This window comes from Paenibacillus sp. G34 (assembly GCF_056856875.1).
Genome location: NZ_CM166469.1, coordinates 930,530 through 956,501 on the forward strand (window position 1 = coordinate 930,530; position 25,972 = coordinate 956,501).

A 25,972-nucleotide genomic window follows, 5' to 3' on the forward strand; every position below is an offset into this window, starting at 1 on the left:
AGTTTATCCCTTTTTGGGTGCCAAGTCTCTCGACTTAACTATAGCGGGTACAGTTTTGGGTTTGATCGTTGTGCTGACTTCTTTTGTCTCGCTAATTTCATTGATCTCTATAACCTCATTGGTCTTATCCGTTTTATCCGCTTTGGAGAAAATGTTCATTAACTTGTCTTTGTAAATATATCCGAGTACAAAACCGACAACAGCAATAACGGATATGATGATAGCGATCGTATACTGCTGTGTTTGAATCGTTGAACCTACCATAGCCGATCCGACAATCCATGGCACTCGTGCTACCAGCAGAATGATGAAGAAACGCAAGGAGCTAATGGAGGTCAGCGCGGCAACGAATACCAGCATATCCTTTGGTAAGCCCGGAATTACAAAAAAGATAAATAAAAAGATAGCAAACTTGCGCTCATCATGCATGAAAGAAATCCATTTCCCATTTTGCTTCTGCAGCAGGCGCGATACAAAATCACGACCGATAAAACGAGTAAAATAGAAGGCGATGGCTGACCCTAAAATCAGACCGACCGTTGTATAGAAGGAACCGAGTGCGGTACCGTAGATATATCCCCCGGCTATCTGTACGATCTCTCCGGGAATAGGTGCAACGACGATCTGTAGAATTTGAAATAAAATAAACATGATCGGGCCCCAATGTCCCGTTGAATGAATATAAGCTCTGAAGTTTTCCATCGACGACATGATTTTGATGATCGCTGGTGCATAATAGATCAGTAGAACCGCGGACACGACAGCGATCAGACCAAGCAATACTTTCATCACGATACGTTTTGAGATTTTCGGCATAACTTAAGACCCCTTTTTGTAATGACATTCACTATTCATAGTATAAAACGAAATCATGAAGAGATACCTACCTAACTTCTGAAGAATTCTTAAGGAGGTCCCGGTGAGCTGGCTCTGATGAGACTGGCAAACTATACTGAAATGAACGGAGGGATTTCGAATGAATAACAACAAGCAGATTCTGATTGCAGACGACAACAGTGAGATTCGTGAAATCGTAAAGATTTTACTAGAAAGTGAAAATTACGAAGTCATTGAAGCCGTAGACGGCCAAGATGCGATTGATAAAGTAACAGAAGAGACCGATCTTATTATTCTGGATATGATGATGCCCAATAAGTCAGGACTGAAGGCGTGTCTGGAGATTCGTGAAAAAACCAGTGCGCCGATCCTGTTCCTTACAGCGAAAACACAGGATTCAGATAAACAATTGGCATTTTCGTCGGGGAGCGATGACTTTTTGTCCAAGCCATTCTCATATACCGAGCTGGTGGCCAGGGTCAAAGCGCTGCTTCGTAGATATTATGTATACCGGGGCAAGGAGAAGGTTGAGGAATCCGAGCACATTGTGGTGAAGGATCTGACGATTCATCAGGATGCCAAAACCGTATTTATCGGCGAACGAGAAATCTCGCTGACCGACATTGAGTATCAAATTTTGTTACTGCTGGCATCGAAACGAAGAAAGGTGTTCTCAGCCGAAAATATCTATGAGAGCGTGTGGCAACAGCCTTATTTTTATACATGTAATAACACCGTGATGGTTCACATTCGTAATCTGAGAAACAAGCTGGAAGATGACCCGCAGCAACCTAAATATGTGAAGACGGTTTGGGGGAAGGGGTACAAAGTTGAATAAACTGCTTATCGGGAAAAAACTGAAGCTCAAGCTGGTACTTGCACTTATTCTCTCTCTCTTCGTTTCCGTAGGTACATTCATCGTCTTGCAGGTGGTTGGCGAAACAGCGCTGGACAGTTATCTAAGCAAATCGACGTTTATCGAAAACAGGCAAAGGGATGCGCTGGAACGGTTCCAGACCATGGTTAGCAGTGAGCACTTGTCCTCGCAGAATCATGAAAGGCTCTCGGAATGGATTCGTGGGGAGCGGTATTTGGAGCTATTCATATTTGAACAGGATAAATTGATTTATGCATCCAACACGGAAGCTGATCCTGCGATTAACAAAGAGCTGTTAACTCAGTTTTTACCGTCCAGAACACCGATTACAACCGTGCAGTTTGCCGATCAGACGGCACAGATTTATCTGGTTGGCTTCTATGAATATCAATACTATAACCTGCTTCTGATCTTGACGGTATTCATCGCATTGATTGCGTTCATTCTTGCCTTCCTGCTCATCATTAATCAGAAAATATCGTATATTGGCAAGCTGGAGCGTGAGATTAAAATACTGGAAGGCGGCAATCTGGATTATAAGATTACTGTATCAGGTAAAGACGAGTTGTCATCGCTGGCATGGAGTATCGACGAGATGCGCAAATCGTTTGTGGAACGGCTTGGCAGTGAGGAACGGGTGAGAACGGCGAATCGAGAGTTAATAACGGCAATTTCTCATGATTTGCGCACACCGCTCACGATTCTACTTGGATACATGGACATTATTGAGCTGGGCAAATACAAGACACAAGAGGATCTGCACAAGTATATTCACAACAGCCGGGAAAAGGCGTTCCAGATCAAAATTTTATCAGACAAGTTGTTCGAGTACTTCACAGTATCCTCTGCATCAGAGGAAGAGGAAGTGGAATTCGAAATCTATGATGGGCGGGAGTTGATTGATCAGCTCCTGGATGAGCAACTGGCCGTAATGGAAGGTTTCGATATTCACTTGCAGCAGAAGCATGCGGAACGGCCCTTTTTACTAGAGATGAATCTCGTAGCCATTCGCCGTGTGTTCGATAATATGTTCTCCAATATAAAGAAGTATGCGGATCGTTCTCATCCAGTCGATATCGAGTTATCCCTTAAGCTGCAGACGTTGATCATAACCGCTCGAAACCGGGTTAGATCTGTTGATAAAACGAAGGACAGCAATGAGATTGGACTGGTCAGTTGTCAGAAAATAATCGAACAGCATAACGGGACACTGAAGATATCTCAGCAAGCGGACACCTTTATTTTACAGATTGAATTGCCTGTTATTCTCAGTAAAGAAGATCCGAAGTAACAGTTAATACAGGCCATGGGGAGTAGGGCAGTTTGGACATAAATAAAACATTTTCGCTTATTCGATGTAACTTCCAGGTGCTGGGAAGGGTTATATAAGAGAGTTATAGAAAAAGTCACATAAAGAGTGACAAAAAGAAAAAAGAGTATGTGGAAATGAAAGTGCAAGTGACAACATGAGGGGAGAGGGTCTTGTGAAGAACAATCATACTCCACTGAATAAAAAACGTATTTTAGAAGAACTGGGCTCGCTGGGTTATTCGAACCGAATGAAAGAGATTGCGCGGCTGGGACGAAGTCATCTGGCGGTGGCCCCGAAAGATTACGCGGCGTTGCTGCTTGAGCTGCTGGACAGCGGGACAGCGTACGAGGCACATCTGGCATTAACCGGAGCTGGTGCGGTCAAGGATGCACAAGCTGTTATACACGCATTGAATCATTCTAAGGCCGGGGTTAGGGGACGAGCAGCAGGGATGTTGGCAGAGGTGGTCACTGATCCGGGGTATGACATTGAATCCGAGATTGTTTCGATGTCGCACCATTGCCGTCAGCAGCTGCTGAGAAGTATTGTGAAGTATACAAGGCAGGACTGGGCGGAACGGCTGTTGCCGGTTGTATTGGAACGTTGGGGCGCAGATGACGCTATTTTTCTGCTATCCATGTGTGGTGAAGCAACGGTTCGCACACGGTTGCCACAGCTTGGATATGCAATTAATAATTGGCGAACCATAACATCCCGGTACCCGGATCTGGTCGCTGCTTTCTTAGAAAATAACTTGAATCAAGTATCGGAGAGCGACAGGTCCAGCGTATGGGCTAAGATGAGCACGGCTGTAGAGAAGCTGAGTATGTTCAGACCTGCGGTTGTCCTGGAATATGCACTATCTTATGGACCCAAAGAGTTGATTCATCCTGTCATCAAACATCAACTCGGTACTTTGATTAAGACTAACCCTGAGCAAGTATTTGAACTGCTCACGAGGCAGGAGACAAGAGCATATCTGCTGAACAACGGGGTACCGGCGGGTGTATTGAAAAAGAGAAGATACTTCACCACTGCACATTGGACTGCACTGGTGACCATGCTTGCCGAAGCACCTTTTCAAGTGGCAAAGGTGCTGGATACGCTCGCGCCATCCAGTCGTGAAGCGTTATTTAATGCCGCATATCCGGAGCAGGAGCGAACGAACCGAGTATTCCCTATGACTTTGCTCGATGTCCTACCGCATCAGTTGCGCGACAAGGAAGCGGTTCGCATGCTTAACTTGCGAGAAGTCCGGGAAGACCGGGGAAAAACGTTCGAAATGACAGCACGTCGTCTGATTGCACAAGTTAGAGAAACGCTGGAACAGTCTGTTCAGGTGTCGAATGCGGATGAGCGTGCTATGGCGTATTCCCGGCTGATACAAAGCACAGCTCTGTCCCGTAGTGGGATGGAGGAAACGTTACGGTTCCTGACAAGAGTGAAAAACGATCAGGACCCGGTGCGATTCATGGTTATGGCCGAACTATCGAGATGTCCAGTCACGATGTTTAAGGAAGAGCATGTGCCACATCTGACGATCTTGGTCGACAGTGTTATTGAGGCCAGAGATACTTCGTATGGAACGAGAACAGGAGTCGAGCAATTGGCTTTTGACATGTTGCTGGAGCATGCAAGTGAACCCGAGCGTCCCTTGTTCCAATTTGCGCTGAGAGCACTCAAACGAATGGCGATGCGTGATGGGCAGTTTATGTTATTTTCCAGAGAGTGGGACACACTCCCGCAGGCCGCGCTCGAAACCTTATTTGACGAAATCTATGCCATAGGTATAGAAGCGAATAAACGGGAGAGTGACTACGTCGTTTTGCAGATGGCTAGTGCATTTGGCAAAGCGATTGATCGACTGCCCAAACTGCACGACCTGCTCGAGGAATTGGTGAAGAGTAAAAAGTCAGCGGCTCAAGCCGTCAGGTACTGGCTCGCTCCCTACAAGACCAGGGATAAACGGGTTAGGGAACTGCTGGATCTTGATCCGACATTCATCTCATTCTATGAAGTGTTCGAGCACTTGCACCGGAAGCGTCAGGAGTGGCTTGATCCGTTTATTTCTGGCAAAGTCCTCAAAGGCAAGCATTTAACGGGGAAAACCATCTATCTCGTTCCAGCGTATAATGGCTTTTACCGCTGGTTGCCTCGTCAGCAACAAGCGCTTGCTTCGCTACTTGACCGGGTGGCACAAGACAACAAGCGAAGCTTCTATGAGCGTGCAAATGCGATGCGCAGTTTGGCAGGCATGCCGGATTATCGTTCGAATCCCTTACTAGAGAAGCTACTAACTGATCCGGAAGTACATATCGTGGAGGCTGCACTGCATGCTTTTTCGTTAACGGAGGAACCAGAAGAGGCTCTTGCGGTGCTGTTAAACCATCTGGATGGAGATCGTGCACGAGTGGCGATGTATTCCATTCCGAGGTGTGCACGCAGGGTGAATCCGGTGCTGCTCACGTCCATGCTTTCGGACCTTTTAGACCGTGAGAAACTCAAGATTACGGTGCGGAAAGAAGCGGTGCGACTGCTGGGAGCTTATAAAAGCAGTCAGAGCGTGAGCTTACTCGTCCGTGAATTCGAGAAGCCGAACAGGCACAAGGATGTCATCATTGCCATTGGTCATGCGGCCAGACAATGTCTGGATGACGAGCGAAGCTGGGCGATGATGAGTGTTATGGCTTCCTCTTCGGATCGGGACATTGCACGCAGTTTGCTGAATCAAAGGCCGGATGCCCTTCCGGTGGAATCGCGACTGCGATATTTACAATGGATTACCGAAATAGCGGCCCATGATGACCCGCTTGTATCGATGGAAGCCTTTTATGCGATGTCATACTGGGCACAGGTGAGTGCAGAGATCATTGCGGAATGTGCTGGCAAAGCACTAATTGATCTGCAGGATGGTACGCGCTGGAAATCGGCGATTCATGCTTTGGTCACGGTTAGCAGGGACGGGAAAGTGAATGATCGGGTCGTACAAATCATCCGGAAGTTGGCAGAAGTGGAGGCCAAAGATGACTGGAACGCAGGCAGAGAGCGAGATTTACCGCATCGTCAACGTTTGCTGGAGCTGATCGATCAACTCGTCTCGGTATCTCTATCCGTGAAAAGGAAACTTGCTCCATTATATGTAGCCATAATCAAGGCACTTCAGCATCAGGAATCGCTGAAGCTCACCATGATACGTCTATATCTGGCTGCACTGGACTGGAGCAAGCCAGATCAGACGGTTCAAGGGTTACACCCTGTTATTGATATCGTTAATGCGCATCCGTATGTACTTGAATCGGTTGATCGGCAGATTGTACGTACGGTGCTTGATGGGAAAGGATATTGGAAACCGGAGCAATTGCTTCACATCATAGATATGTTGAATGTGCGGACGGATATGGCGTCTTCCTGGGTAGGGTTGTCGTTACTGAAGATTGCTGGTGAGGAACTAGCATGGAATCAGGATTGCCGCAATCGCTTAAGGGCTTACCGGCAGCATGCGCATGAAGCCGTCCGGTTACAGGCGCTCGACAGCTGGACCATACTTGAATAACGTCACAGGAAAAGCGGTACAGAGATCATTCTGTACCGCTTTTTTTGGATGATTCAATTTTCATAAAAAATGGCTCGGTGACGGTTTAGCGGCCCGCATTAATGGATTCAAACATTTGCTCTTCATATTTCAGTACACTGTCGCTTCCGGGCTTGGTTACTCCGGTATATACGTTTTTGGTATTGTGATAGAAGGCCTTGGCAAAATCCCTGAGAAGGTCAAGGTCATGATGCTCCAGGGCAATAGCCTGAAATATACCACTTAACATATATTTGTCGTTTGAACTATCGTCAAGATATCTCAAATTAAGAAACTCATTTAGAACATATACTTTGAATTCCTCAAGCTCTTCGGTAGTCGGGACGTATTCCTTGGCCAGTTTCTCCACTGCAGCAGCCTTTTCCTTCGGGGATTGCTGGTTGTTGGCGATGTGAGCAATCTGTTCTTCCCATGCAAAAGAAGGGGCCTCATCCTGGATAGAAACAGCAGGAGACACGTCACCACCGCCCCCGGTGTAGATCATCAAGGTGTTAAAAGTGTACATCAGGAATGACAACATAAATATAAACTCTTTCATTTTTTTTCCTCCATTGGATATCTATATAGCGTAGTTTATCAGAGGTTCGAATGAATGTCATGTAATTCATGTTTAATTGATCATATTAATTAAGTAATAGATATCAAAAAAGATCAATTTACTTTAAAGCAGAGAAGTGTTAGTATTTGGTGGGAAATGCTAGAAAATTGGCATGAATTTTGCTTACTAATGATCTGCACTTAAGGAGGTATCCCGTATTGAACATGATATTTGTCGTGGATATTGCGCTCAGTGGCCGAGGTGGAATGGAAACAGTCCTTTCGTTAATCTATCATGAACTCAAACAGAGGCATGATGTGACCGTAATTTTAAGAAGAGAATCGGAAGATCGTACCTGGGAAGAGGGGATAAACACGATTACTCTGTCTGCCAAGATCAACGATTATATCCCAAAGAATATTTTGTTCAATATGTATTCTGCTGCCTTGGCGGACGTCATGAAAGATATCCCCAGAGCAGATATCATTGTCTCAACAGGCGCTATCGGCGTGAAAGCTGCAACAATGGCAGTGAAGCGGTTAGATAGGCAAGTGCCGGTGGTTAGCTGGCTTCATTTTAATCTGGATTTTTACTATCAATTCTTCGAAGATTTACGGGCTGCGGATGGCCATTTGGCGATCAGTGAAGGGAATTTAAAAGATTTAAACTGTGTTTTTCCCGAAAAACACAATAAGCTGGTCTATAATCCCGTGAAATTTGATAACATTCCATATGTGAACAGAGCACCTCATCCCGTATTTCTAGTTGTTGGAAGACTGGCCAAGGTAAAAAATGTGGATCAGATTTTGAAGGCGTTTTCCCCTTTGCAAAAGGAATGCTTTGAATTACACATCATTGGTGACGGGGGTCAATATGAACCGTTAGTAGAACTGTCCCGACAATTGGGGCTGCAAGATCATATCGTTTGGCATGGATGGCAGCAAAGGCCGTGGGATACGGTGCATAGTGCCACTTCATTAGTTCTGGCATCCGATACGGAACCGTTTGGGCTGGTTCTGATCGAAGCCCTTTCCAGAGGAATTCCAGTGATCTCAAGTAACTGCAAGTATGGGCCAGGAGAGATTGTGAATGACAGCAATGGCTGGCTATATGAGCCTGAAAATCTGGAACAATTGACGTCTATTTTGGACGGCATTATTCAGGGTCATCTACGGCTTCCTGAACCTGAAGTATGCAGAGATTCGGTGAGAAGGTATGCAGTTCAAAACATTGCTGAACGGTTTGAACAGGCACTTCAGGACATTGCAACGGATCGAACCGTTACAACAGGAATGGATCGTTCACAGAATATTCAAAAAAACAGTTGACACAGCAAAAAAATGGAAGTATTCTAGAAAAAAAATTCAATTTAATGGAATTAAATACATCGCAAGTATCATGGCATTGAAGAATTAATTCTACAATAAGTCATACACAGGACTCTACGACATATCCCATGATAAAACCCAATCTCAATTTCAATGAACTTGATGTTCACGTACACTTCCTAGACTAACCTCTTGATTCCCTCCTTTCGTTGTAAACTAGACTTGAATGTACAACCTTTGTGCTAGACAAGCCTTCACTCCATACTTTTTACGATTAATTCATTCAGCTTCTATGTTTTCTCTGACAGCTTCCTCTTGGAATAAACCTTTTTCGTCTAAACTTTGCAAGCGCTTACTTTTCGTTGTTATATGAGAGGAGGTGAGAAAATATGACGAATTACAAAAAACCAACTTTCCGCAAATTGGAATCTGCAGCGATTGCTGTAGCAGCAGGCTGCGGCTGTGGCTGTGCATTTTCAGTGGGCGGCGGTTACGGATGTTAATCATTTATTCTTCATGAACACACAAAGAGGCCTGTTTATCGGCCTCTTATCTTGATTACTGGAGGCTTGTTCATGCAAATAGAGGAACGATTGCATATTCCGGATGTCGCAGTGTACTACGAGGATGGTCATTATGTCGTACATAACGTTCAACTCAACTGTTGGGTTGTGTACTCACCAAGCGAGTATGAGATTGCGTCGGAATTGATATATGACGGGAAGTCGGCAGCAGAATTGATTGAATCCGGTCTGAACCCTCAGCAGGTGAAACAGGTTGCTCGAAAAATGCTGATGTACCGTGTGGCCTATCAAGGAGAAAGACCTGCCGAGTATCACTTGCTGGATGTGATGCAGAAGCAGGGAATAGGCAAGGTGCCCCCTACCGCTGTTTATTTTGTAACCACCTACAAATGTAATCTGAGCTGTATTTATTGTTACGCGGACAGCAGTCCGGAGCGCTCGATGAATGGGGATATGAATACCGAAGAAGCCAAAGACATGATCAGACAGATCAAGGAACTGGGCACCAGTACCATCGTATTTACGGGCGGTGAGGCATTTATACGTAAAGATATTATGGAACTGATGGCCTACAGTAAGGAAATTGGATTACGAGTCAATGTAATCAGTAACGGCACGTTGATTAATAGCCGTGAAAAGGTCAACGAAATTGCCAAACTGGTGGATTTGTTTACGATCAGCTTTGACTCGCTCGATAAAGAGGAGCATGAAGCCAACCGTGGTATAAATACGTGGGAACGAGCGCGTAAAGCCATTGATCTGATTCTGGAAGCCGGAATCAAATTAAAAATTAACCAAACGGTGACCAAGCATAACCGTGATTCGGTTGATCCCATGCTAAAGTTCGCAACGGAGCGCTCGGTACGCTTGAATATTGTACCGCTAGCAACGCTTGGCCGCGGAGATGACCGCATGCAAGGACTGAACTTTGGTGAACGCCGCCGCATCGCGGATCGGATGCTGGATATTGAGATGGGCGATGCCCATGAAGACTGCCATGCCTTGAACGTAAGGCAGTATGAGCGTAGACGCCATTGCGGTCACGGCACGAGTGAGTTTTCAATTGATGCGAAGGGTAACGTTTTCCCTTGTAAGCTGATGCATTCTCCGATGTTTCACGCTGGATCGATTCGGGAGAAATCACTTCGGGAAATATGGGAGACGTCGGAGGTGTTTGAACGCTCGCGGAACAGGACGGTACACACGCTGCCAGAGTGCATGAAGTGTACGTTCAGGGAATCTTGCGGCGGAGGTTGCCGTGCATTCCATTGGGGAGCCACAGGTGATGTCGATGGAACCGATTCGCAGGATTGTTCAGGCATCAGACGTGGTATTCGTAGAAAAATGGTCGCTTATTTCAAAATGGCAGGAGGTAAAACCAATGAGCCAGTGGTTTCAAATAGCCGATGATGTTTTTTTTGATGAGAATGTAGAGGGAATATTCATTCTTTCGGATTCTGGCGAGGTGTTTGTCTTGGAGGATGATGTCAGTAAAGCGGTATGGAACATGCTTGCCGATTCTGCACAATCTCTTGAGGAGATGGGCAAACAGATTAAACTGAAATTTAATATTAGCGAGGAAGATCATGTCGAGGACGATATCCGGGATTTTGTAACGGCATTATCCAAAATGGGAGTTCTGAACGAATGCTTAGTACCCGCAGACAGGATTTCCTGATACACGCATTGCAACAAGGAAAGTCTATCCCAATCGTGATCGATGGCAACTGCATGTATCCTCTTCTTGTTCAGGGGCAACGCGTTGCTGTTCATCCTTTGCTGGAGGAGATCAAAGAAGGCGATGTTGTGCTGGTTCGTGACCAGATGAACGGCTTTCTGGCTCATCGTATTATCAGCCTTGGACATGACTTCGTTGTTACTGCAGGTGACCGCAATCACTTGTCTGATCCTCCTGTAAAGCGAGATGATATTTTGGGACGGCTGGACATACCGGAAGATCCAATGCTCCATCAGAACCCGGATCACAATCCCGATCAAGGTCACTCGACCTTAGCTGATTCACATGGGTCACCAACTGAAATGAAGGTTGTGGTTCATCCTGATGCCATGGGTACTTCAACCTGCGAAGTGTTATCCCGTGCCTTTGGTGTAGATATTGTCCTTGCGGAAAATCCGTTCAGCCAGCTAATAAGTATGCGGGAGAAGGGATGGACAGCCGTTGTCATTCATGAAGGTGCAAGGCAGCATCTATCTCGGCTGCCGCATGCTGCTAGCAGGGTCGTGATCTTTGCAGGTTATGAGGTGGCGAGAGAAACGGATGAATCTGCCGGTATTATTGGCATGAGTGATGTCGATTTCGTGGCCCGAACAGCCACCCAGTACTGGAATACCCTGCATGCGGAACTAAGCATTGCAGCGATTATAGGTTTTCATATGAGGGGGACAACCGTATGTCATGGGTAATTACCGCCACATGCGAAGGAGAAGTGTTGGCGAAATGTATCGTGGCTTGCCCGGAAGAAGCCATTCAGACATCTCCGGGTGCCAAGCAATATTATATTAATCCATCGGTATGTACCGATTGTGGCTTGTGTGATCTGGCCTGCCCTGTGGCAGCTATTTTTCCAGAAAACGCAGTGCCCAAGCAATGGAGAAGCAGCATTGAAGAAAATCGTTCGTTTTTTCTCACGTAGTCACGCCGTCATAACCTGCATGTGTCAGCGCAAGGAGGAAGAGCCTTGCGTTGACATGTAGTACCAGGGAAGAAGGGAAGCCGGAACGAGATGCCGACATTTCGTGTACGAGTTGGGCAATATCCGCTGTTGTTGGAGATGTGTAGAGCTATTAATGAATTAAGACAAGATAAGTTATGGACGGTTCCTCAGGAACGAAACTATCCGCCTGCGCTTTTGAATCTTATCCGTAATCGGGGTCTCCGTTCTAATGTGTATCGATATTGGGGCAGTTTGCTTTTGAAAGATATGTTAGCCGTGCAGACTGGGCCTGAAGTGAAGCTGGTCAAACGTATATTAGCAGCATCTGCCGATAACAAAGCAGATGAAGTTATGGCTGAGTATGAAAATCATATGGCTTCACAATGTGGAGCCATTCGGGAATATATTGCACCGTTAATACAGAATTTCGACATTGCCGAGGTGGTTGAATTAAAGCTGTACCCGTTATCCACCATGCCTCCTCCGCAGATTGGGAGATTTGGAGCCAGTCTGAGCAAAGCAACGTCCACCTCCGTACATTTGGCCTTTGGCGCGCCACCGCTTCATTTGTGGGATGACTTTAACCTGACCGTCTCTTTCTTCGCGCGAGGTGGTATTCATTATCTCGTTAAAGAATGGCTGCTTGCTCACGAAGAGGAATATGGAGAAGTAAAGGAAGGCTTGAAGCCATATTTGATTAATTTGGTTTCGGCGATCATTTTGATTGAGGTGGACCACTTTTTCAGCACGAATATCGATTTGATTTTTCATGAAGAAGACAAATTAGTCTACCAGTGGGCACTCTCGCAATATGACGGCAAGCTGGGGTTTGGGGATCATCTGGTTCAATATGTTCGCAGTCTGAATGCCCACTGGCCGCCTCCGCATCTGGAAGAGGTGCGTCATGACATCCCTATGACGGTCGTACATACGATCCAGAAAAAGGTTCGAGTCTCCATAAAGGATCAGTACAATCTTTTGGCAAATACCAGATGGATTGCGGATTATTATGATATTGCAGAGTCAGAGGAGGAAGGTGGATCGGGGAGGACGTATCCGTTTCTGGTCTTACCATGGAATGCGGAAGGTGCTGCAGAGATCTGCTCCAGGCATCATATCCAGCATAGTCATCAAGAAGCAGCTGTAACGTATGACCATGCGACAGGTCAGAAGCAATTTGGTACGACAGAAACCCTCTGTCTGCTCATTGATCAAGATGCTGATGCCTCCTGGAAATTTGTTTTATTGTGCCCTTCGGTTCGTACTGAACCAGGGTATTATATCGAGACTTCCGTATTGTCGCAGATTCATACACCGATTGCTTTCGTGGATTCTGCCTCGGGAAGGAGAATATTATGAGCCGTGTACATGCCGGGTTTGTCCAGATGTGGATGATCGTCCGGGCAGGAGATCGGGCCATATGGGCATTGTTAGCACTTATTTTTGCACTCGGCGTGTGGCCTGGCTTCATGGTATGGGCGATCAAGCATTCAGTCAATCAACTGGCTAACGGCGACCGCAACGCCTCTTTAGCATACATAGGTATTATTGCCGGGGCTGGCACGATTGCGATTTTGCTCAACGTGATACAGCCCTATTTTCTTAGAAAAGTAAAAGATCACGTCTATCACAATCTCTCTATCCGTTTATTCGATAACGTGAATCGCAGAACAGAGAACGAGTTGCTCCAGGCGACAACGCGAAACCGAATATCAAGCACTTCCGAATCCGTCAACTCGATCTATCATGGTGGACTGGACGGGTTGACGGCTTTACTCCAGGTCATTATAACGGGATTCTCCCTGACATGGATCTTGCTAGTAGTAGCATGGTGGGCGCCGCTGCTAATTCTCGCTGGAACGGTGCTTAATGTGTGGCTCATGAAAAAGGCAGCAGCTACTGAATCGGATTTTCTGCAGAGCATCTCGGAAACAACGAGGCTTGAAGGAACGTTTCTGGACTTGCTGACCACGTTTAAATCGGCCAAAGAAATGCGTATTTTTGGTATATCCAGTTGGGTGAAAGGTAAATGGCAGGCAGAGCAGATTCGAATCGCGCGGTTAACGATCAGACAAATGGTCAAGACCGGATTTTACAGGCTGGCAGGTCAACTCGGCAGTGGGGTTGTGACAACCATTGTATTGCTGGTGGGGCTATGGAAACTTTGGCAAGGTACCTTGCATCCGGGCGAAGTTGCGGCATTGCTTATCGGAGGCCTGCATCTGGAACAGTTGCTGGGTCTGGTCCTCACTCAAGGCAAGCACTGGCTGGGGCGGAAAATATTTTTGGCGGAGTTGATTGAGCAGCCTGCAGAGGAACAGTCGAACAAGACGGCAGACCCGGTTACGGGGACTTTTGCAAACACAGCTGTTGCCAAAAGTGCAGACACAACTCCAGATGCGGGGATGGATACAGTCACAGTCACAGGCGCAGTTGACTGCACAAATAATGATATCCATTCTACCTATGCAATATCTGTTCGCCAATTAACGTTCAGTTATGACGGAGAACATGATGTACTGAAAAATATCAACTTTGATGTGGAACGCGGAGCCAAGGTGGCGATCGTTGGCGCCAACGGTTCAGGCAAAAGCACCTTGATGCTGATGCTTGCAGGGCTATTGAAGCCGGATCAGGGTTCCGTAGCGTCGGAGGATGTGGGTGGCTTCTGCCTGCAAGACTACGGACGTTATAAACTATCCGCTGCCGAGAATGTGTATCTGGGTGACATCACTCGTAAGGAGCATACCGATGGCATGATGGAAGCGTTGAAGCTGACCAATGCCCAATTTGTAAACACGCTGCCAGAAGGGTTGCAAACCGAACTGTGGCCGGAAGTCGGAGGATCGGATCTTTCAGAAGGGCAGTGGCAGCGGCTGGCTTTAGCTAGAAGTATGTTCCGGGCTATTTATCGGGCAGGCTCAGTCATCATTATGGATGAACCGACGTCCAAACTTGACCCGAGTAACGAACTAAGCATTCTGGAGTCTATTATTAACCGATTAGAGGGGTATACCGTGTTATTCGTTGTTCACCGTCTGGTAGGTTGTGCTTTTGCCGATACGGTTCTCCTGATGGATCAGGGGGAAATTCGGGACTATGGAACGCATGAGGGACTGCTTGAAAGAAGCCAACCTTATCAAGCGATGTGGAAAGCTTCTTCTTCTTTTATGGAGACGATGAAGGAAGAGGAAGGAGGGGACGTGGCCTAATGTGGTTGACCAAGGTAAAGAACAAACGAAAGCTGTTACCGTGGATTGCATTTGCTCTCTCTGTGACCCTGTTCAAAGGGATATTGCCCGCCGTTCGCATTTTTCTATTCGGATATGCCGTTCAGCAGGTGATTACCGGGGTGGATCTCGATCGCATGATTATGCTGATGGCCTGGTTTGCAGCGGCAACCATCGGAGAGAAATTGATGGATTCGTTATACGGCATTGCACTGGAGGGACTACGTGTTCACTTGGGGCGAGCCGCCAAAGAGCTGTATATCGATCAATACAATAAAGTGCCCTACCAGAAACTTCTCGATGCCTCGTTCTCCGAATCTGCGGAGAAGGCAGCGAACGGTCTGGATCGTGGCCATCGCGTTCTCACACTTGCGCTGGATGTTCTTAGTGCCGCAGTTACTCTGATCAGCTTGGGTACAGCGCTATGGTTCGTTACGAAAATCGGGTGTCTGGTAATGATGGTGACCTTTGCTTTTGTTGTATTCAAACAATACAAGCTGGGTCGTCAGATGTTTAACGTGGAGAATCAGCTGTCAGGACAGCGTATCCGTGAAAATTATTACCGCAGCACCGTCATGGATTTTCAACTGGGTAAGGAACGCAAGCTTTTTGGATACTCCCCACATATTGTGAGTCTTTGGAAAAATACATTTGCTGACATCAGCAAGACCCATCAATCCTTTCTCCTTACCTCCCAAAAGACATCAGGGGTGATGCAGATCGGTCAGCTTCTTCTCATCTCTGCGGCCTATATGGTATCCATTCTGACAGCCAGTTCTTCTATCGGCGGTTTAATCATCGCCTTTCAATTGATTGATGAATTGCTTGGCAAAGCCAATGCATTTGTACTGGAGCTGCGTATGTTTACCAGTGAATTACTCACCGCATCCAATCTCTCTCGTTTTCTAGCCAAAGATACGGCAGATCAAGTCGAGACCACGGCCAAGGAAGCGGACCAAGAAATCGAACTGAATGGAGTTGGATTCTCCTATCCCAATAGCAGCAAGCCTGTGCTGACGGATGTGACGATGCATTTTCGCACTGGAGAGCTCGTCGGGCTGGTGGGGGAGAATGGGGCTGGTAAAACAACGCTGTGCAATCTGATCTGTGGCTTGCTCGAGCCTTCCGAGGGTCAGATTTGGGTGGATGGAAAACCGAGCTTGCATGCGGACAGACTGCGTACAATCTCTGTTGCTTATGCCGACTTTGCGCGATTCCCGCTGAGTATTCAGCAAAATGTCGGGCTTCATCGGGAGTGGAGTGAGGCCGCGCAGCAGCTTGTACAGGATATCACCGAGCGAAGTGGAGGCAAACGACTGGGTGCAGGATATACAGACGGAACGGAGCTGTCGGGCGGGCAATGGCAACGTGTGGCAGTTGCACGGGCGATGGCTAATACCCGGACCATGCTCATCCTGGATGAACCTACGGCTGCAATGGACCCGGTGATGGAGGAAAGTGTCGTTCGGAGTGTCAAACAATTTGCAGCCCAGGGTAAAGCAGCTCTGCTGATTGCGCATCGAGTCAGCACCGTTATGCATTGTGACAGGGTCTATGTGATGGCGGACGGACAGATTGTGCAGGAAGGTGCACCCCTCAGACTGCTGGAGGAAGATGGCGTATTTCGGGATATGTACGGTGCGCAGGTGGCTTTGCTGAGGAAGCAGGGAATGGCCGCGTCCGCCGGATGACATGGGAAAGCCAAGGAAAGGGGAAATATCAATGAAGATACTCATTGTCTCACGTGGAAACGGATTTGGACATGCGAAGCGTGATCTGCTTGTTGCCCAGCGGCTTATTCAGTTAAATCATGAGGTCATTTTTGCGTCTTATTCCTCCGGATTTCAATATGTACAGAGGGCGTATTCAGGTCATCTGATTGATCTCGAACTGCCGTCTGCTGGCAGTAGTGCCGAGCGAATTCTGAAGTTGCTGGACTTGATACGCAGCACACAACCCGGCGGCATCGTGGTGGATGAAGAGCTACTCGTATTACCACTCGCCCGAAGTTTGGGCATCCCAACCTGCTTCATCACCAATTGGATGGAGGATGAACAGGAGACGCTTGGTTATCTGCAAATGGCGGATCGAATCGCGATTGTGGATCAGCAGGAACACTGGATGTTCCCTGCATCGGACTCGATTCGGGAGAAGCTGCATTTTGTGGGCCCAGTGGTCGAGGTGCCTGAACGGACAGAGGCCAGGGAGAAAAAAATCATCATTACGTCAGGCTCAGCGACGATTGCGGACGTTCCCTTTTTCAAAAAAGCAATAGCGGATCTGAAGGGGGAAACGGATTATATCAAGCTGGTGTACAGCGGCACATTGACCAGATCATTGCAGCGGCTCGGGGATGAAACGACACATTTTATTGCTGACCCGGGCTCTTTTATGGACGAAGTGAGAGATAGCTCCCTGGTGGTGTGCAGAGGTGGTCATACCACGTTGTGGGAATTGGCTTCGCTGGGTGTACCCGCTATCGCGGTTCCCCGGCGGGAAGAAGTGAATCCCTACAACATTGTGTATGCGAGGCAAATGGCAGAGAGAGGTTATGTCCGGTGGCTAGAGGAGTCCGAGCTGGATCAAGGCCGGATTGCTACGTATGCGAGTGAGATTTTACGTGGAGAAACACAGCTTCAAACCTATGCTTACGACGGTACAGCATTGGATCATCTGACCTCTTGCGTTCTGGAAAGCTTTTCACCTCAGCTTGTGGAGAAACGGTTATGAACGTGGCGGTCATTATCCCGGTGTATGGCAAACCGGATGTGTTACACCTGACTTTGCAAGCACTCGCTGGTCAGCATTACTCGGACTTTTCCGTCTGGCTGGTGGATCAGGGCGGAACGATTTCTTTTGAACCGCTCAGGAATGCCTTTGGAGACAAGCTGCGTATTCATTACATGGACACTCCGGCACATACAACGGTATCCGACAAACGAAACCGGGCGATCCGTGAATCTGCGGAGGATGTTGTTATCTTTTTGGATGCAGATACGATTGTGTGCGCTGACTTTGTTGGTGAACATATGGCCATGCAGCGTGCCGGGCATGATGTGGTGATTGGTTATATCTATGGGAAGAAGGGCATGCACCGGGAAGAGCTGAATTATGAGGGAAAACTGGAGCTAGAAGCTTTTATGAGATGGTTCGAACATGAATCCGGGCGTATGCCAGACGAGCGTGAGAAATATTATGAACCGGTGCAGGATCAGTTGATGCAATTACAGTGGCCTTGGGCCGTATTCTGGTCAGGAAATATCTCTGTTTCCCGAACAGCGTTACAGCGCGCAGGTGGATTTGAGCACAGGTTCAAAGGCTGGGGCATTGAGGATATCGAGGTCGGATACAGACTTGTGCAATCAGGCTATTCACTCCATTTAAGCCGGTCGGCTTGGGCTGTACATGTGCCACATGAGGTGGATGAGGCGAAGCGAATGCGGGATCAGGCGGTGAATGCCAGAATGTTTTTGCGAAAATATCCTGCGATGGAGATTGAATTATTCCTGCTCAAGCTGCATGACTGGAAGAAGGATTCAGTGACAGATAGTACCGCCTCGGCAAGCGCAGCAATAGCCATAACCGACACCCTCGTGGAGGAAGATACCTTGACCCATGTGATGCAGAAGGTTATACAGACGGTCACTTCAAGCTATGGTACTCACTTTTTACTGGTAGGTTATGATGCCGAGCTGTTTGCTCTATCGCAGGTGAGTACACTGATTGACCCCAGAGAGATGAGCGAAGGGCTGATGAATGTCTCTGGAAAAAAGGTCTACAGGCTAACCGGGAGCTGTATGCCGTTTGATGCATTATCTTTCGATGGCTGTATCATCACTCCAGTGTGGACGATGTACAGACCGGAGATGATTCCCCATCTCCTCATGGAAGCGTTGAGAACCTCGTCTGTATGTTATTGCTTAAGTCCAAGAACGGAAATTCTTCCTCTGCTAGCGGCCCTTGCTTCTTTGAAAAAACGGGGCAGAGACATCGATTACAACATTGTGGATGTCGTGGATCGAAATATGAAACTGGTTACGTGCACAGACCGTGGAATGGTTCAAGTTCAGGAAGGAGGCATGTTAGATGACCAAAGGAGTCACCGTCATCATTCCTACATATAATCACTCCGATTTGCTGGAGCGCACGCTCGTATGCCTGAAACATCAGGAGGCGGACACCTCCTTATTTGAGGTCATTGTATGTGATGACGGGTCAAGTGATGATACGAAGGAGGTCGCCTGTTCCTTCGAAGACGATCTGGATCTGAGATACTGTTACCAGAAGGATTTGGGGTTTCGGGCAGGGACAGCGCGGAACATGGGGTTGCACTTGGCTAAACATGAAATATGTGTATATCTGGACACCGGTGTACTGATCGGTGCGGATATGATTCTTAATGTCATTCAATTTCATCAATGTCACGAACATACGGTTGGACTCGGCACAGTTCATGGCATGAATCAAAAGGATCACGAGCAACCGCTCGCCAAATACTTGCAATCTATTGCTTCCTCGGAGCATCCTGAGGCCTGTTTGCGGAATCCGATGCTGAAGGCTTATCCTGACTCCAGACAATTGCAGTTTGATTTTTATGAAAATGATCTGGATCGAAGTTCTGCTCCATGGACGATGTTTTGGACAAGCATGGTTTCGGTGGAGACCCGTCTGCTGAGACAGGTGGGCGGATTCGATGAGTCGTTCCACGGCTGGGGGCACGAGGATCTGGAGCTAGGTTACCGCCTGTGGAAATCAGGATTTCATTTTCGGGCAGACCCTTCACTACGTGCGTTACATTTGCCACATAAGCAATTTAATCCGGTAGAGATGACAAGTCGGAAGAATCATCTGCATTTTGTGAAGCTGCATCAGGAGCTTCCCGTGGAGCTGTCCTATGTGAATCAAAACTTTATTTATGAAATGTTGCTTGCACAGTTTAATGTTGCGGATCAACATCTGCCGCAAGATTACGAAGATCTTGACCCGGCCCAACTCGGTTTGCAGGAAGAAGGCAGACATTTGGCAGTCGGGTATGTCACTCCGGCGTTTGCAGACAGGTTAAATATCACCGATGTATTCGCATGTAATCAGAAGAATACCGAGATTATGCGCACTCAGAGACCAGACGTCCATACCACCTACAAAGCAGGGTTTGTCAATTTCTGTGAGGAAGGCACGTACCAGACGGCAATCGTTACAGATATCTGGAAGGTCATTCCGCTTACACTGTTAACCGTGTTTCTGGATGAGATGCTGCGGATTGCCAAACGAGTGTATCTGCTGGATACAGCAGGTGTACAGCTCGAGAATCTTCCTATTGTGGGGGAGCAGCTGCCAACCGGGTTTCAATCTGAGTCTCTTGGAGGCACAAGCAAGACAGCGGTGTTTGGCATAACCCGGCTTGCTCAGCAGCTGGATGCCGAGGTAAACAACCTGTGAACGGGACAGGTTGTTTTTCGTTTTTATTTTCAATACAATCAGTAGGATCAGTGTAATACAAATTCCGATGATGAACCGGGGGAGAATGAGGATGACAACGAACTCCATTGAAAATGAAAAAGAACTGTCACCGGAACAACGTGATGAATTGTTCAAGGCATTAAAGACCCGTTTTGAAAAGAATATGAGTCGTCATTCCGATCTGGATTGGGCTAACGTAGAGGCTAAACTGGAAGCACACCCGGACAAACTATGGTCACTGCACGAGATGGAGAAGACGGGCGGCGAACCGGATGTTGTGGAGTTGGATAGTGAGACAGGTGAATATATCTTTATAGACTGTTCAGCAGAGAGTCCCAAGGGTCGCCGCAGTGTATGTTATGATCAGGCCGCACTGGACGCTCGCAAAGAGAACAAACCCAAACACAGCGCGGGTCAGATGTGCATCGAGATGGGCATTGAGCTTCTAAGTGAGACTCAGTATCGGGAGTTGCAGCAACTAGGCAACTTTGATCTGAAAACATCCAGCTGGGTGGCGACACCTGAACATATTAGACAGCGGGGTGGAGCTATCTTTTGTGACCGCCGTTACGATACCGTGTTTATGTACCATAATGGTGCGGAGTCTTATTACGCTGCAAGAGGTTTTCGTGGTTTGTTAAGGGTGTAAATGAAATCTAGATTGCAGTAGGTTAGATGAAATAGGGCAGTCCTCACAGTAATATAAAGGAACGATTCGGCAGGCTGCGAATGGTTCCTTTTTTGATTTGAATTAAGCCTAGTTAAGCTAAGTTAAGTTAAGTTAAGTTGCTATATAAGTTGAACCATTCTTTTACACAATAACGGAGAGGACAGAAAAAACCTGAAAAAGCGGAACGTTCGCCTTTATCACCGGATTTTCCCCTTTGGAGAAGGGAATTCAAAAAATCTGGAGATAACAGCGATTGGAAGGTTATTCTGTCATTGGAGTGGGCTGTGTAAAATCTTTAGTTCAACTTATATAGATCTCCTTTATCACTCGGCTCCTCAATGTGCACCATAACCCGAACCAGGTAATCCTCCGCATGCTGCAACACAATCTCATCCTGCATGTAATCTTCGTATGCGTCCCCCTTAATGACATATTGTTTCTTCTCTATATGATCAAAGATTTGCGGAAAAAACTTCTCGGTATCTCCATAGTCGGCTCTGGCGTAAGACACCAGATAGAATCCCTCCGGCATATACGCCTGCTCATGATGCTCTGTGGTCATATAGCTGTACATATGGGAGATCATATCTCCGTTTTTCCGGAGTAGATCCACTTTAGGAATGATGACACCGCCGGGATAACCGAGCGGTGCATGTTCCTTGTTCAAACGCACCCGAAAATCCTCCCATAGTTCCTCAGGAAACTCCTTTTTGGATGAGTAGATGCGGCGGCTCAGCAGCAAGGGGGTTTCAGGTTGCCAGATGACATGCATTTGGCTGGTGTCCAGGTGCATGGATTGCTCTATATTTTCCGCACGCTGAATAATCATTTGTTTAGCCTGAGTTAGTTTGGCAATCTGCAACTGCAGATTTTCCTCCTGTTTACGTAGAAGTTGAAGAGTCGTTTCGGGAGAACGCTCACCGAGATGTTGCTGAATTTCCTCCAGGGACATGCCCAGCTCTTTGAAAATATGAATAACGCCGATTGTTTCAAACTGGCTGTGGCTGTAATAGCGATAACCGTTATCCGCCACATAGGCAGGCTTGAACAGACCAATGCGGTCGTAGTAAATGAGGGTTTTGCGCGAAACCTCGGACAGCTTGGAAAAAGCGCTAATGGACAACATTTCATTGGAATGCATAAGTACCTCCAGGTCGAAAATAATGGATTGACTGTATAGTTACTATACAGTTTATAATACAGCTGTTCTGACCGCCGATCTACCTTTAGATCGCAGATCAGGGTGTTTATTTTAGATGAGGAGAATGCTTATGGTCAGGAAATTACTGCAAAGTGTAGGGGAATATAAAAAAGACACGTGGCTGACGCCGTTGTTTTTACTTGGCGAAGTAGCTATGGAAGTCATTATTCCATTGTTTATGGCTGAATTAATTGATAAGGGGATTACCGGGGGCCAGATGGATCAGGTGACCAAGTACGGCTTGATACTGGTGTTGTTTGCCCTGGTGTCTCTGGTCTTTGGTGCGCTGGCAGGTAAACATTCTGCAATTGCAATGTCGGGGTTTGGCAAAAATCTGCGTTATGATCTGTTCCGTCATGTGCAGCAGCTGTCGTACTCCAATATGGATAAATTCTCGACTTCAGGCATCGTCACCAGGCTGACTACGGATATTACGCATGTGCAAAATGCATTTCTGATGATTATCCGGATTGCCTTCCGCAGCCCGGTTATGATGATTTTTGCAACGATTATGACGTATCGTATCAGCCCGTCCATCGCTACATGGTTCGTGATTGTTATACCCGTGCTGGCAATTGGCATGATGATCATCATGAAGTATTCTTTTCCAATATTTGAGCGTGCCTTTGACAGTTACGATGATCTCAATAAAGTTGTTCAGGAAAACGTACGCGGCATCCGGGTTGTGAAGTCCTATGTGCGAGAAGAGCGTGAGGTATCCAAGTTTCAGGCCGTATCTCAGCGAATATTTGCACAGATGGCCAAGGCAGAACGCATTCTGTCGTTTGAACTTCCACTGATGCAAATTGTGATGTATGCCGTGATGCTGATCATCTCATGGATCGGGGCCAAACTGGTTGTGGGCGGAAACATGACTACCGGGGAGCTTACGAGTGTATTCGCGTATTCCATGCAAATTCTGATGAGTTTGATGACTCTGGGGATTGTTGTCATTATGGTTGCCATTGCTCGTGCTTCGGCGGGACGGATTAATGACCTGTTAAGTGAACAGCCGGACATTACCAGCCCTGAATCGCCAGTTACAGAGCTGCACAATGGAGAGATTGAATTCCGTAATGTATCCTTCCGTTACTCTAATAAAGCCGAGAATTATGCCCTGTCTGATATAAATCTGCGGATAGCTTCGGGACAGACGATCGGTATTATTGGAGCTGCGGGCAGTGCAAAATCCACCTTGGTACAGTTGATTCCACGTCTGTATGATGCGAGTGAGGGTGAAGTGCTTGTCAGTGGTGTCAATGTGAAGGAATACGATCTAAGTTTGCTTCGCAGCCAGGTCGCGATGGTATTGCAAAAAAACGTCCTGTTTGAAGGCACGATTAAGGAGAATCTGCGTTGGGGCAATGAACATGCTACTGATGAAGAGTTGATTGAGGCGTGCAAAGCGGCACAGGCACATGAGTTTATTTCCACGTTTCCGGATGGATATGACACTCATTTGGCACAAGGCGGTACGAATGTTTCGGGAGGTCAGAAGCAGAGACTGTGTATTGCCAGAGCTTTGCTCAAAAAACCGAAGATTCTGATTCTGGATGATTCCACCAGCGCCGTAGATACACGGACCGACGCGTTAATCCGCAACGTTTTCAAAGAAAGCATACCGGATACAACCAAAATTATTATCGCCCAGCGTATTGCATCTGTTGAAGATGCGGATCAGATTCTCGTGCTGGACGAAGGCAAGATGGTAGATAACGGAACCCATGAGGAACTGCTGGGTCGAAATACAATTTATCAAGAGGCTTATTATACACAGACGAAAGGCGGTGAAGCACTGGATGGATAACATTCAATATGGCCGGACGATAAAACGTCTGCTAACCTACTTTAAATATTACAAATTCAGAACGACACTAGCGCTGATCCTGGTGCTGGTGAGTTCTGCCGTCTCTGTTGCTTCAGCGGCCTTTCTGCGATTGCTGATCGACGACTTTATTACGCCGCTACTTGGAAATCAAAATCCGGTTTTTGATGCCTTGTTACAGGCTTTAATCATTCTGGCTGTGATCTATGCTGCTGGAGTCATCAGTACATTTGTCTCGAAACGGCTGATGATTACCGTCTCACAACAGATTATGAAGAGGATTCGTGACCGCTTATTCGATCACATGCAGAAGTTGCCGATTAAATATTTTGACCGTAAAGCGCACGGGGATATTATGAGTCATTACACGAACGATGTGGATACACTGAACATGATGCTGACGGATGGATTGCCCCAGCTGTTGTCCACTGCCGTGACAGTGGTGGTCGTTCTCGGTACGATGTTGTTTCTTGATGTGCCGTTAACGATCGTGGTTGTGATAGGTGCACTCGCCATGCTTTGGGTTACCAAAACCGTCGGTACCAAGGCAACCGAGCACTTTTTTCAGCAACAGGAGTCCATCGGGATTGTGGATGGATATATCGAGGAGATCATTCATGGGCAAAAGGTAGTGCAGGTGTTTGGTCGCGAGCAAAAAGCGATGGAACAATTCGCACATCTGAATGATAAATTGTTTGACGATTCGGCGACAGCTAACAAATATTCGAATATCCTCATGCCAATCAATGAGAATCTGTCCACATTAATCTACGTGCTTGTGGCTATTGCGGGCGGAGCTATGTCCATATCGGGCTGGAACGCCGGTCTAAGTCTGGGGATTATTGCAGCTTTTTTGAGTTTATCCCGTAATTTCACAATGCCGATTGCCGAAATCTCCTCGCAGGTCAGCATGTTTGTCGTAGCTGTTGCAGGGGCTCAGCGGATATTTAACATGATGGATGAACAGCCTGAAGCAGATGAAGGCCGTGTGACCTTGGAGATAAATCAGGAACAGCCCGGATGGGTCTGGAAACTGGAAGACGGAACAAGCGTTGTTCTGAAAGGCAAAGTGGAGTTTAAGGACGTCTGCTTCACGTATGACGGAAAGAAACAAGTGCTCCAGAATATTACGTTGTATGCCATGACTGGACAGAAACTCGCATTCGTAGGTGCAACGGGTGCGGGCAAAACTACTGTATCCAACCTGCTCAATCGTTTCTACGATATTACAGAAGGCGAGATTATCTATGATGGCATTAACATTCAGCGTATTCGAAAAGCGGATTTGCGGCGTTCGTTGGGAATAGTTCTGCAGGATACCCATCTGTTCTCGGGTACGGTCGCTGAGAATATTCGCTATGGAAGACTGGACGCCAGTGACGAAGAGGTGATCCAGGCGGCGAAGTTGTCGTATGCGGCGAGTTTTATTGAACGTTTGCCTGACGGGTATGAGACCCGGCTAGATGGCAACGGCAACGGACTGTCACAGGGGCAGAGTCAACTGCTGGCGATTGCCAGAGCGGCTATTGCCGATCCGCCTGTCATGATTCTGGATGAAGCCACTTCATCCATTGATACACGTACCGAAGCGCTGGTTCAGAAGGGCATGGATAATCTGATGCAGGGCCGAACGGTATTCGTCATTGCACACCGTTTGTCTACCGTGCGGAATTCCGATGCCATAATGGTCATGGAACATGGCCATATCAAGGAACGTGGTGACCACAAACAGCTGCTAGCGGCGAAAGGTACGTATTATCAATTGTATACTGGAGCTTTTGAGTGGGAGTAACGTTTAACGTAGTAGTATTTAAGCATCAAAGAGCGTAATAGAAAGCAGCCAAGATCAAAAAGGGGGTGTCCCAAAAGCCTTATAAATGGCTTTTGGGACACCCTTAAATTT

20 protein-coding genes are annotated in these 25,972 nt (G+C 47.1%); 17 read left to right on the forward strand and 3 right to left on the reverse strand.

Annotation, left to right across the window (positions count from 1 at the left end):
* Positions 1-3: 3 nt before the first annotated feature.
* On the reverse strand, positions 4-816 hold the full coding sequence (locus AC1VYS_RS04210) for a TVP38/TMEM64 family protein (RefSeq protein WP_482913129.1): 813 nt from the start codon (positions 814-816) through the stop codon (positions 4-6).
* Between the two features lie 160 nt (positions 817-976).
* On the opposite strand from AC1VYS_RS04210, the gene AC1VYS_RS04215 reads away from it, so the two are divergent.
* The 3 genes from AC1VYS_RS04215 (at position 977) to AC1VYS_RS04225 (ending at position 6,579) form a co-directional block, all read left to right on the forward strand.
* Positions 977-1,675, forward strand: coding sequence for a response regulator transcription factor (locus AC1VYS_RS04215; protein WP_482913130.1), 699 nt, complete (start codon positions 977-979; stop codon positions 1,673-1,675).
* Entirely contained in the window at positions 1,668-3,005 is a 1,338-nt protein-coding gene (locus AC1VYS_RS04220; RefSeq protein ID WP_482913131.1) for a sensor histidine kinase, read from the forward strand. Before AC1VYS_RS04215 ends, AC1VYS_RS04220 begins: the two co-directional genes overlap by 8 nt.
* Before the next feature lie 193 nt (positions 3,006-3,198).
* Complete coding sequence (locus tag AC1VYS_RS04225; protein WP_482913132.1) at positions 3,199-6,579, forward strand: HEAT repeat domain-containing protein; 3,381 nt, start codon at positions 3,199-3,201, stop codon at positions 6,577-6,579.
* A gap of 85 nt (positions 6,580-6,664) precedes the next feature.
* Here AC1VYS_RS04225 and AC1VYS_RS04230 read toward each other — a convergent pair whose 3' ends face one another.
* Positions 6,665-7,156, reverse strand: a complete 492-nt coding sequence (locus tag AC1VYS_RS04230) for a hypothetical protein (protein WP_482913133.1) — start codon at positions 7,154-7,156, stop codon at positions 6,665-6,667.
* A gap of 224 nt (positions 7,157-7,380) precedes the next feature.
* Between AC1VYS_RS04230 and AC1VYS_RS04235 the strand changes: the two genes are divergently transcribed.
* From AC1VYS_RS04235 to AC1VYS_RS04290, 12 genes are all read left to right on the forward strand, one after another.
* Positions 7,381-8,484 carry a glycosyltransferase gene (locus AC1VYS_RS04235; protein ID WP_482914904.1) on the forward strand — a complete coding sequence of 368 codons (1,104 nt, stop codon included), beginning with the start codon at positions 7,381-7,383 and terminating at the stop codon, positions 8,482-8,484.
* 575 nt (positions 8,485-9,059) lie between these two features.
* The gene (locus AC1VYS_RS04240) at positions 9,060-10,418 is read left to right on the forward strand and encodes a radical SAM protein (RefSeq protein WP_482913134.1); all 1,359 of its coding nucleotides are present in this window, start codon (positions 9,060-9,062) and stop codon (positions 10,416-10,418) included.
* On the forward strand, positions 10,390-10,686 hold the full coding sequence (locus AC1VYS_RS04245) for a PqqD family peptide modification chaperone (RefSeq protein ID WP_482913135.1): 297 nt from the start codon (positions 10,390-10,392) through the stop codon (positions 10,684-10,686). The genes AC1VYS_RS04240 and AC1VYS_RS04245 overlap by 29 nt, the downstream gene beginning before the upstream one ends.
* A complete protein-coding gene (locus AC1VYS_RS04250; protein WP_482913136.1) occupies positions 10,656-11,432 on the forward strand; it encodes a S24/S26 family peptidase in 777 nt (258 codons plus the stop codon). Before AC1VYS_RS04245 ends, AC1VYS_RS04250 begins: the two co-directional genes overlap by 31 nt.
* Positions 11,420-11,662 carry an indolepyruvate ferredoxin oxidoreductase subunit alpha gene (locus tag AC1VYS_RS04255; RefSeq protein ID WP_482913137.1) on the forward strand — a complete coding sequence of 81 codons (243 nt, stop codon included), beginning with the start codon at positions 11,420-11,422 and terminating at the stop codon, positions 11,660-11,662. The genes AC1VYS_RS04250 and AC1VYS_RS04255 overlap by 13 nt, the downstream gene beginning before the upstream one ends.
* 90 nt (positions 11,663-11,752) lie before the next feature.
* A complete protein-coding gene (locus tag AC1VYS_RS04260; protein WP_482913138.1) occupies positions 11,753-13,042 on the forward strand; it encodes a hypothetical protein in 1,290 nt (429 codons plus the stop codon).
* Positions 13,039-14,895, forward strand: coding sequence for an ATP-binding cassette domain-containing protein (locus tag AC1VYS_RS04265; RefSeq protein WP_482913139.1), 1,857 nt, complete (start codon positions 13,039-13,041; stop codon positions 14,893-14,895). Before AC1VYS_RS04260 ends, AC1VYS_RS04265 begins: the two co-directional genes overlap by 4 nt.
* A 5-nt stretch (positions 14,896-14,900) precedes the next feature.
* Positions 14,901-16,604: an ATP-binding cassette domain-containing protein gene (locus AC1VYS_RS04270; protein WP_482934472.1), complete on the forward strand. Its 1,704-nt coding sequence runs from the start codon at positions 14,901-14,903 to the stop codon at positions 16,602-16,604.
* Positions 16,605-16,635: 31 nt separating this feature from the next.
* On the forward strand, positions 16,636-17,643 hold the full coding sequence (locus AC1VYS_RS04275) for a glycosyltransferase (RefSeq protein WP_482913141.1): 1,008 nt from the start codon (positions 16,636-16,638) through the stop codon (positions 17,641-17,643).
* Positions 17,640-19,037 carry a glycosyltransferase family 2 protein gene (locus tag AC1VYS_RS04280; protein ID WP_482913142.1) on the forward strand — a complete coding sequence of 466 codons (1,398 nt, stop codon included), beginning with the start codon at positions 17,640-17,642 and terminating at the stop codon, positions 19,035-19,037. The genes AC1VYS_RS04275 and AC1VYS_RS04280 overlap by 4 nt, the downstream gene beginning before the upstream one ends.
* Entirely contained in the window at positions 19,000-20,352 is a 1,353-nt protein-coding gene (locus AC1VYS_RS04285) for a glycosyltransferase (RefSeq protein ID WP_482913143.1), read from the forward strand. Before AC1VYS_RS04280 ends, AC1VYS_RS04285 begins: the two co-directional genes overlap by 38 nt.
* Positions 20,353-20,443: 91 nt before the next feature.
* Positions 20,444-21,022, forward strand: coding sequence for a DUF4256 domain-containing protein (locus tag AC1VYS_RS04290; RefSeq protein WP_482913144.1), 579 nt, complete (start codon positions 20,444-20,446; stop codon positions 21,020-21,022).
* Between the two features lie 316 nt (positions 21,023-21,338).
* Here AC1VYS_RS04290 and AC1VYS_RS04295 read toward each other — a convergent pair whose 3' ends face one another.
* Positions 21,339-22,184 (reverse strand): MerR family transcriptional regulator, encoded by an 846-nt coding sequence (locus AC1VYS_RS04295; protein WP_482913145.1) that lies wholly within the window; start codon positions 22,182-22,184, stop codon positions 21,339-21,341.
* Between the two features lie 130 nt (positions 22,185-22,314).
* Here AC1VYS_RS04295 and AC1VYS_RS04300 point away from each other — a divergent pair, with 130 nt between their 5' ends.
* Together AC1VYS_RS04300 and AC1VYS_RS04305 are read left to right on the forward strand one after the other, a co-directional pair.
* A complete protein-coding gene (locus tag AC1VYS_RS04300) occupies positions 22,315-24,051 on the forward strand; it encodes an ABC transporter ATP-binding protein (protein WP_482913146.1) in 1,737 nt (578 codons plus the stop codon).
* Positions 24,044-25,861 carry an ABC transporter ATP-binding protein gene (locus AC1VYS_RS04305; RefSeq protein ID WP_482913147.1) on the forward strand — a complete coding sequence of 606 codons (1,818 nt, stop codon included), beginning with the start codon at positions 24,044-24,046 and terminating at the stop codon, positions 25,859-25,861. Before AC1VYS_RS04300 ends, AC1VYS_RS04305 begins: the two co-directional genes overlap by 8 nt.
* The last annotated feature ends 111 nt before the right edge of the window (positions 25,862-25,972 follow it).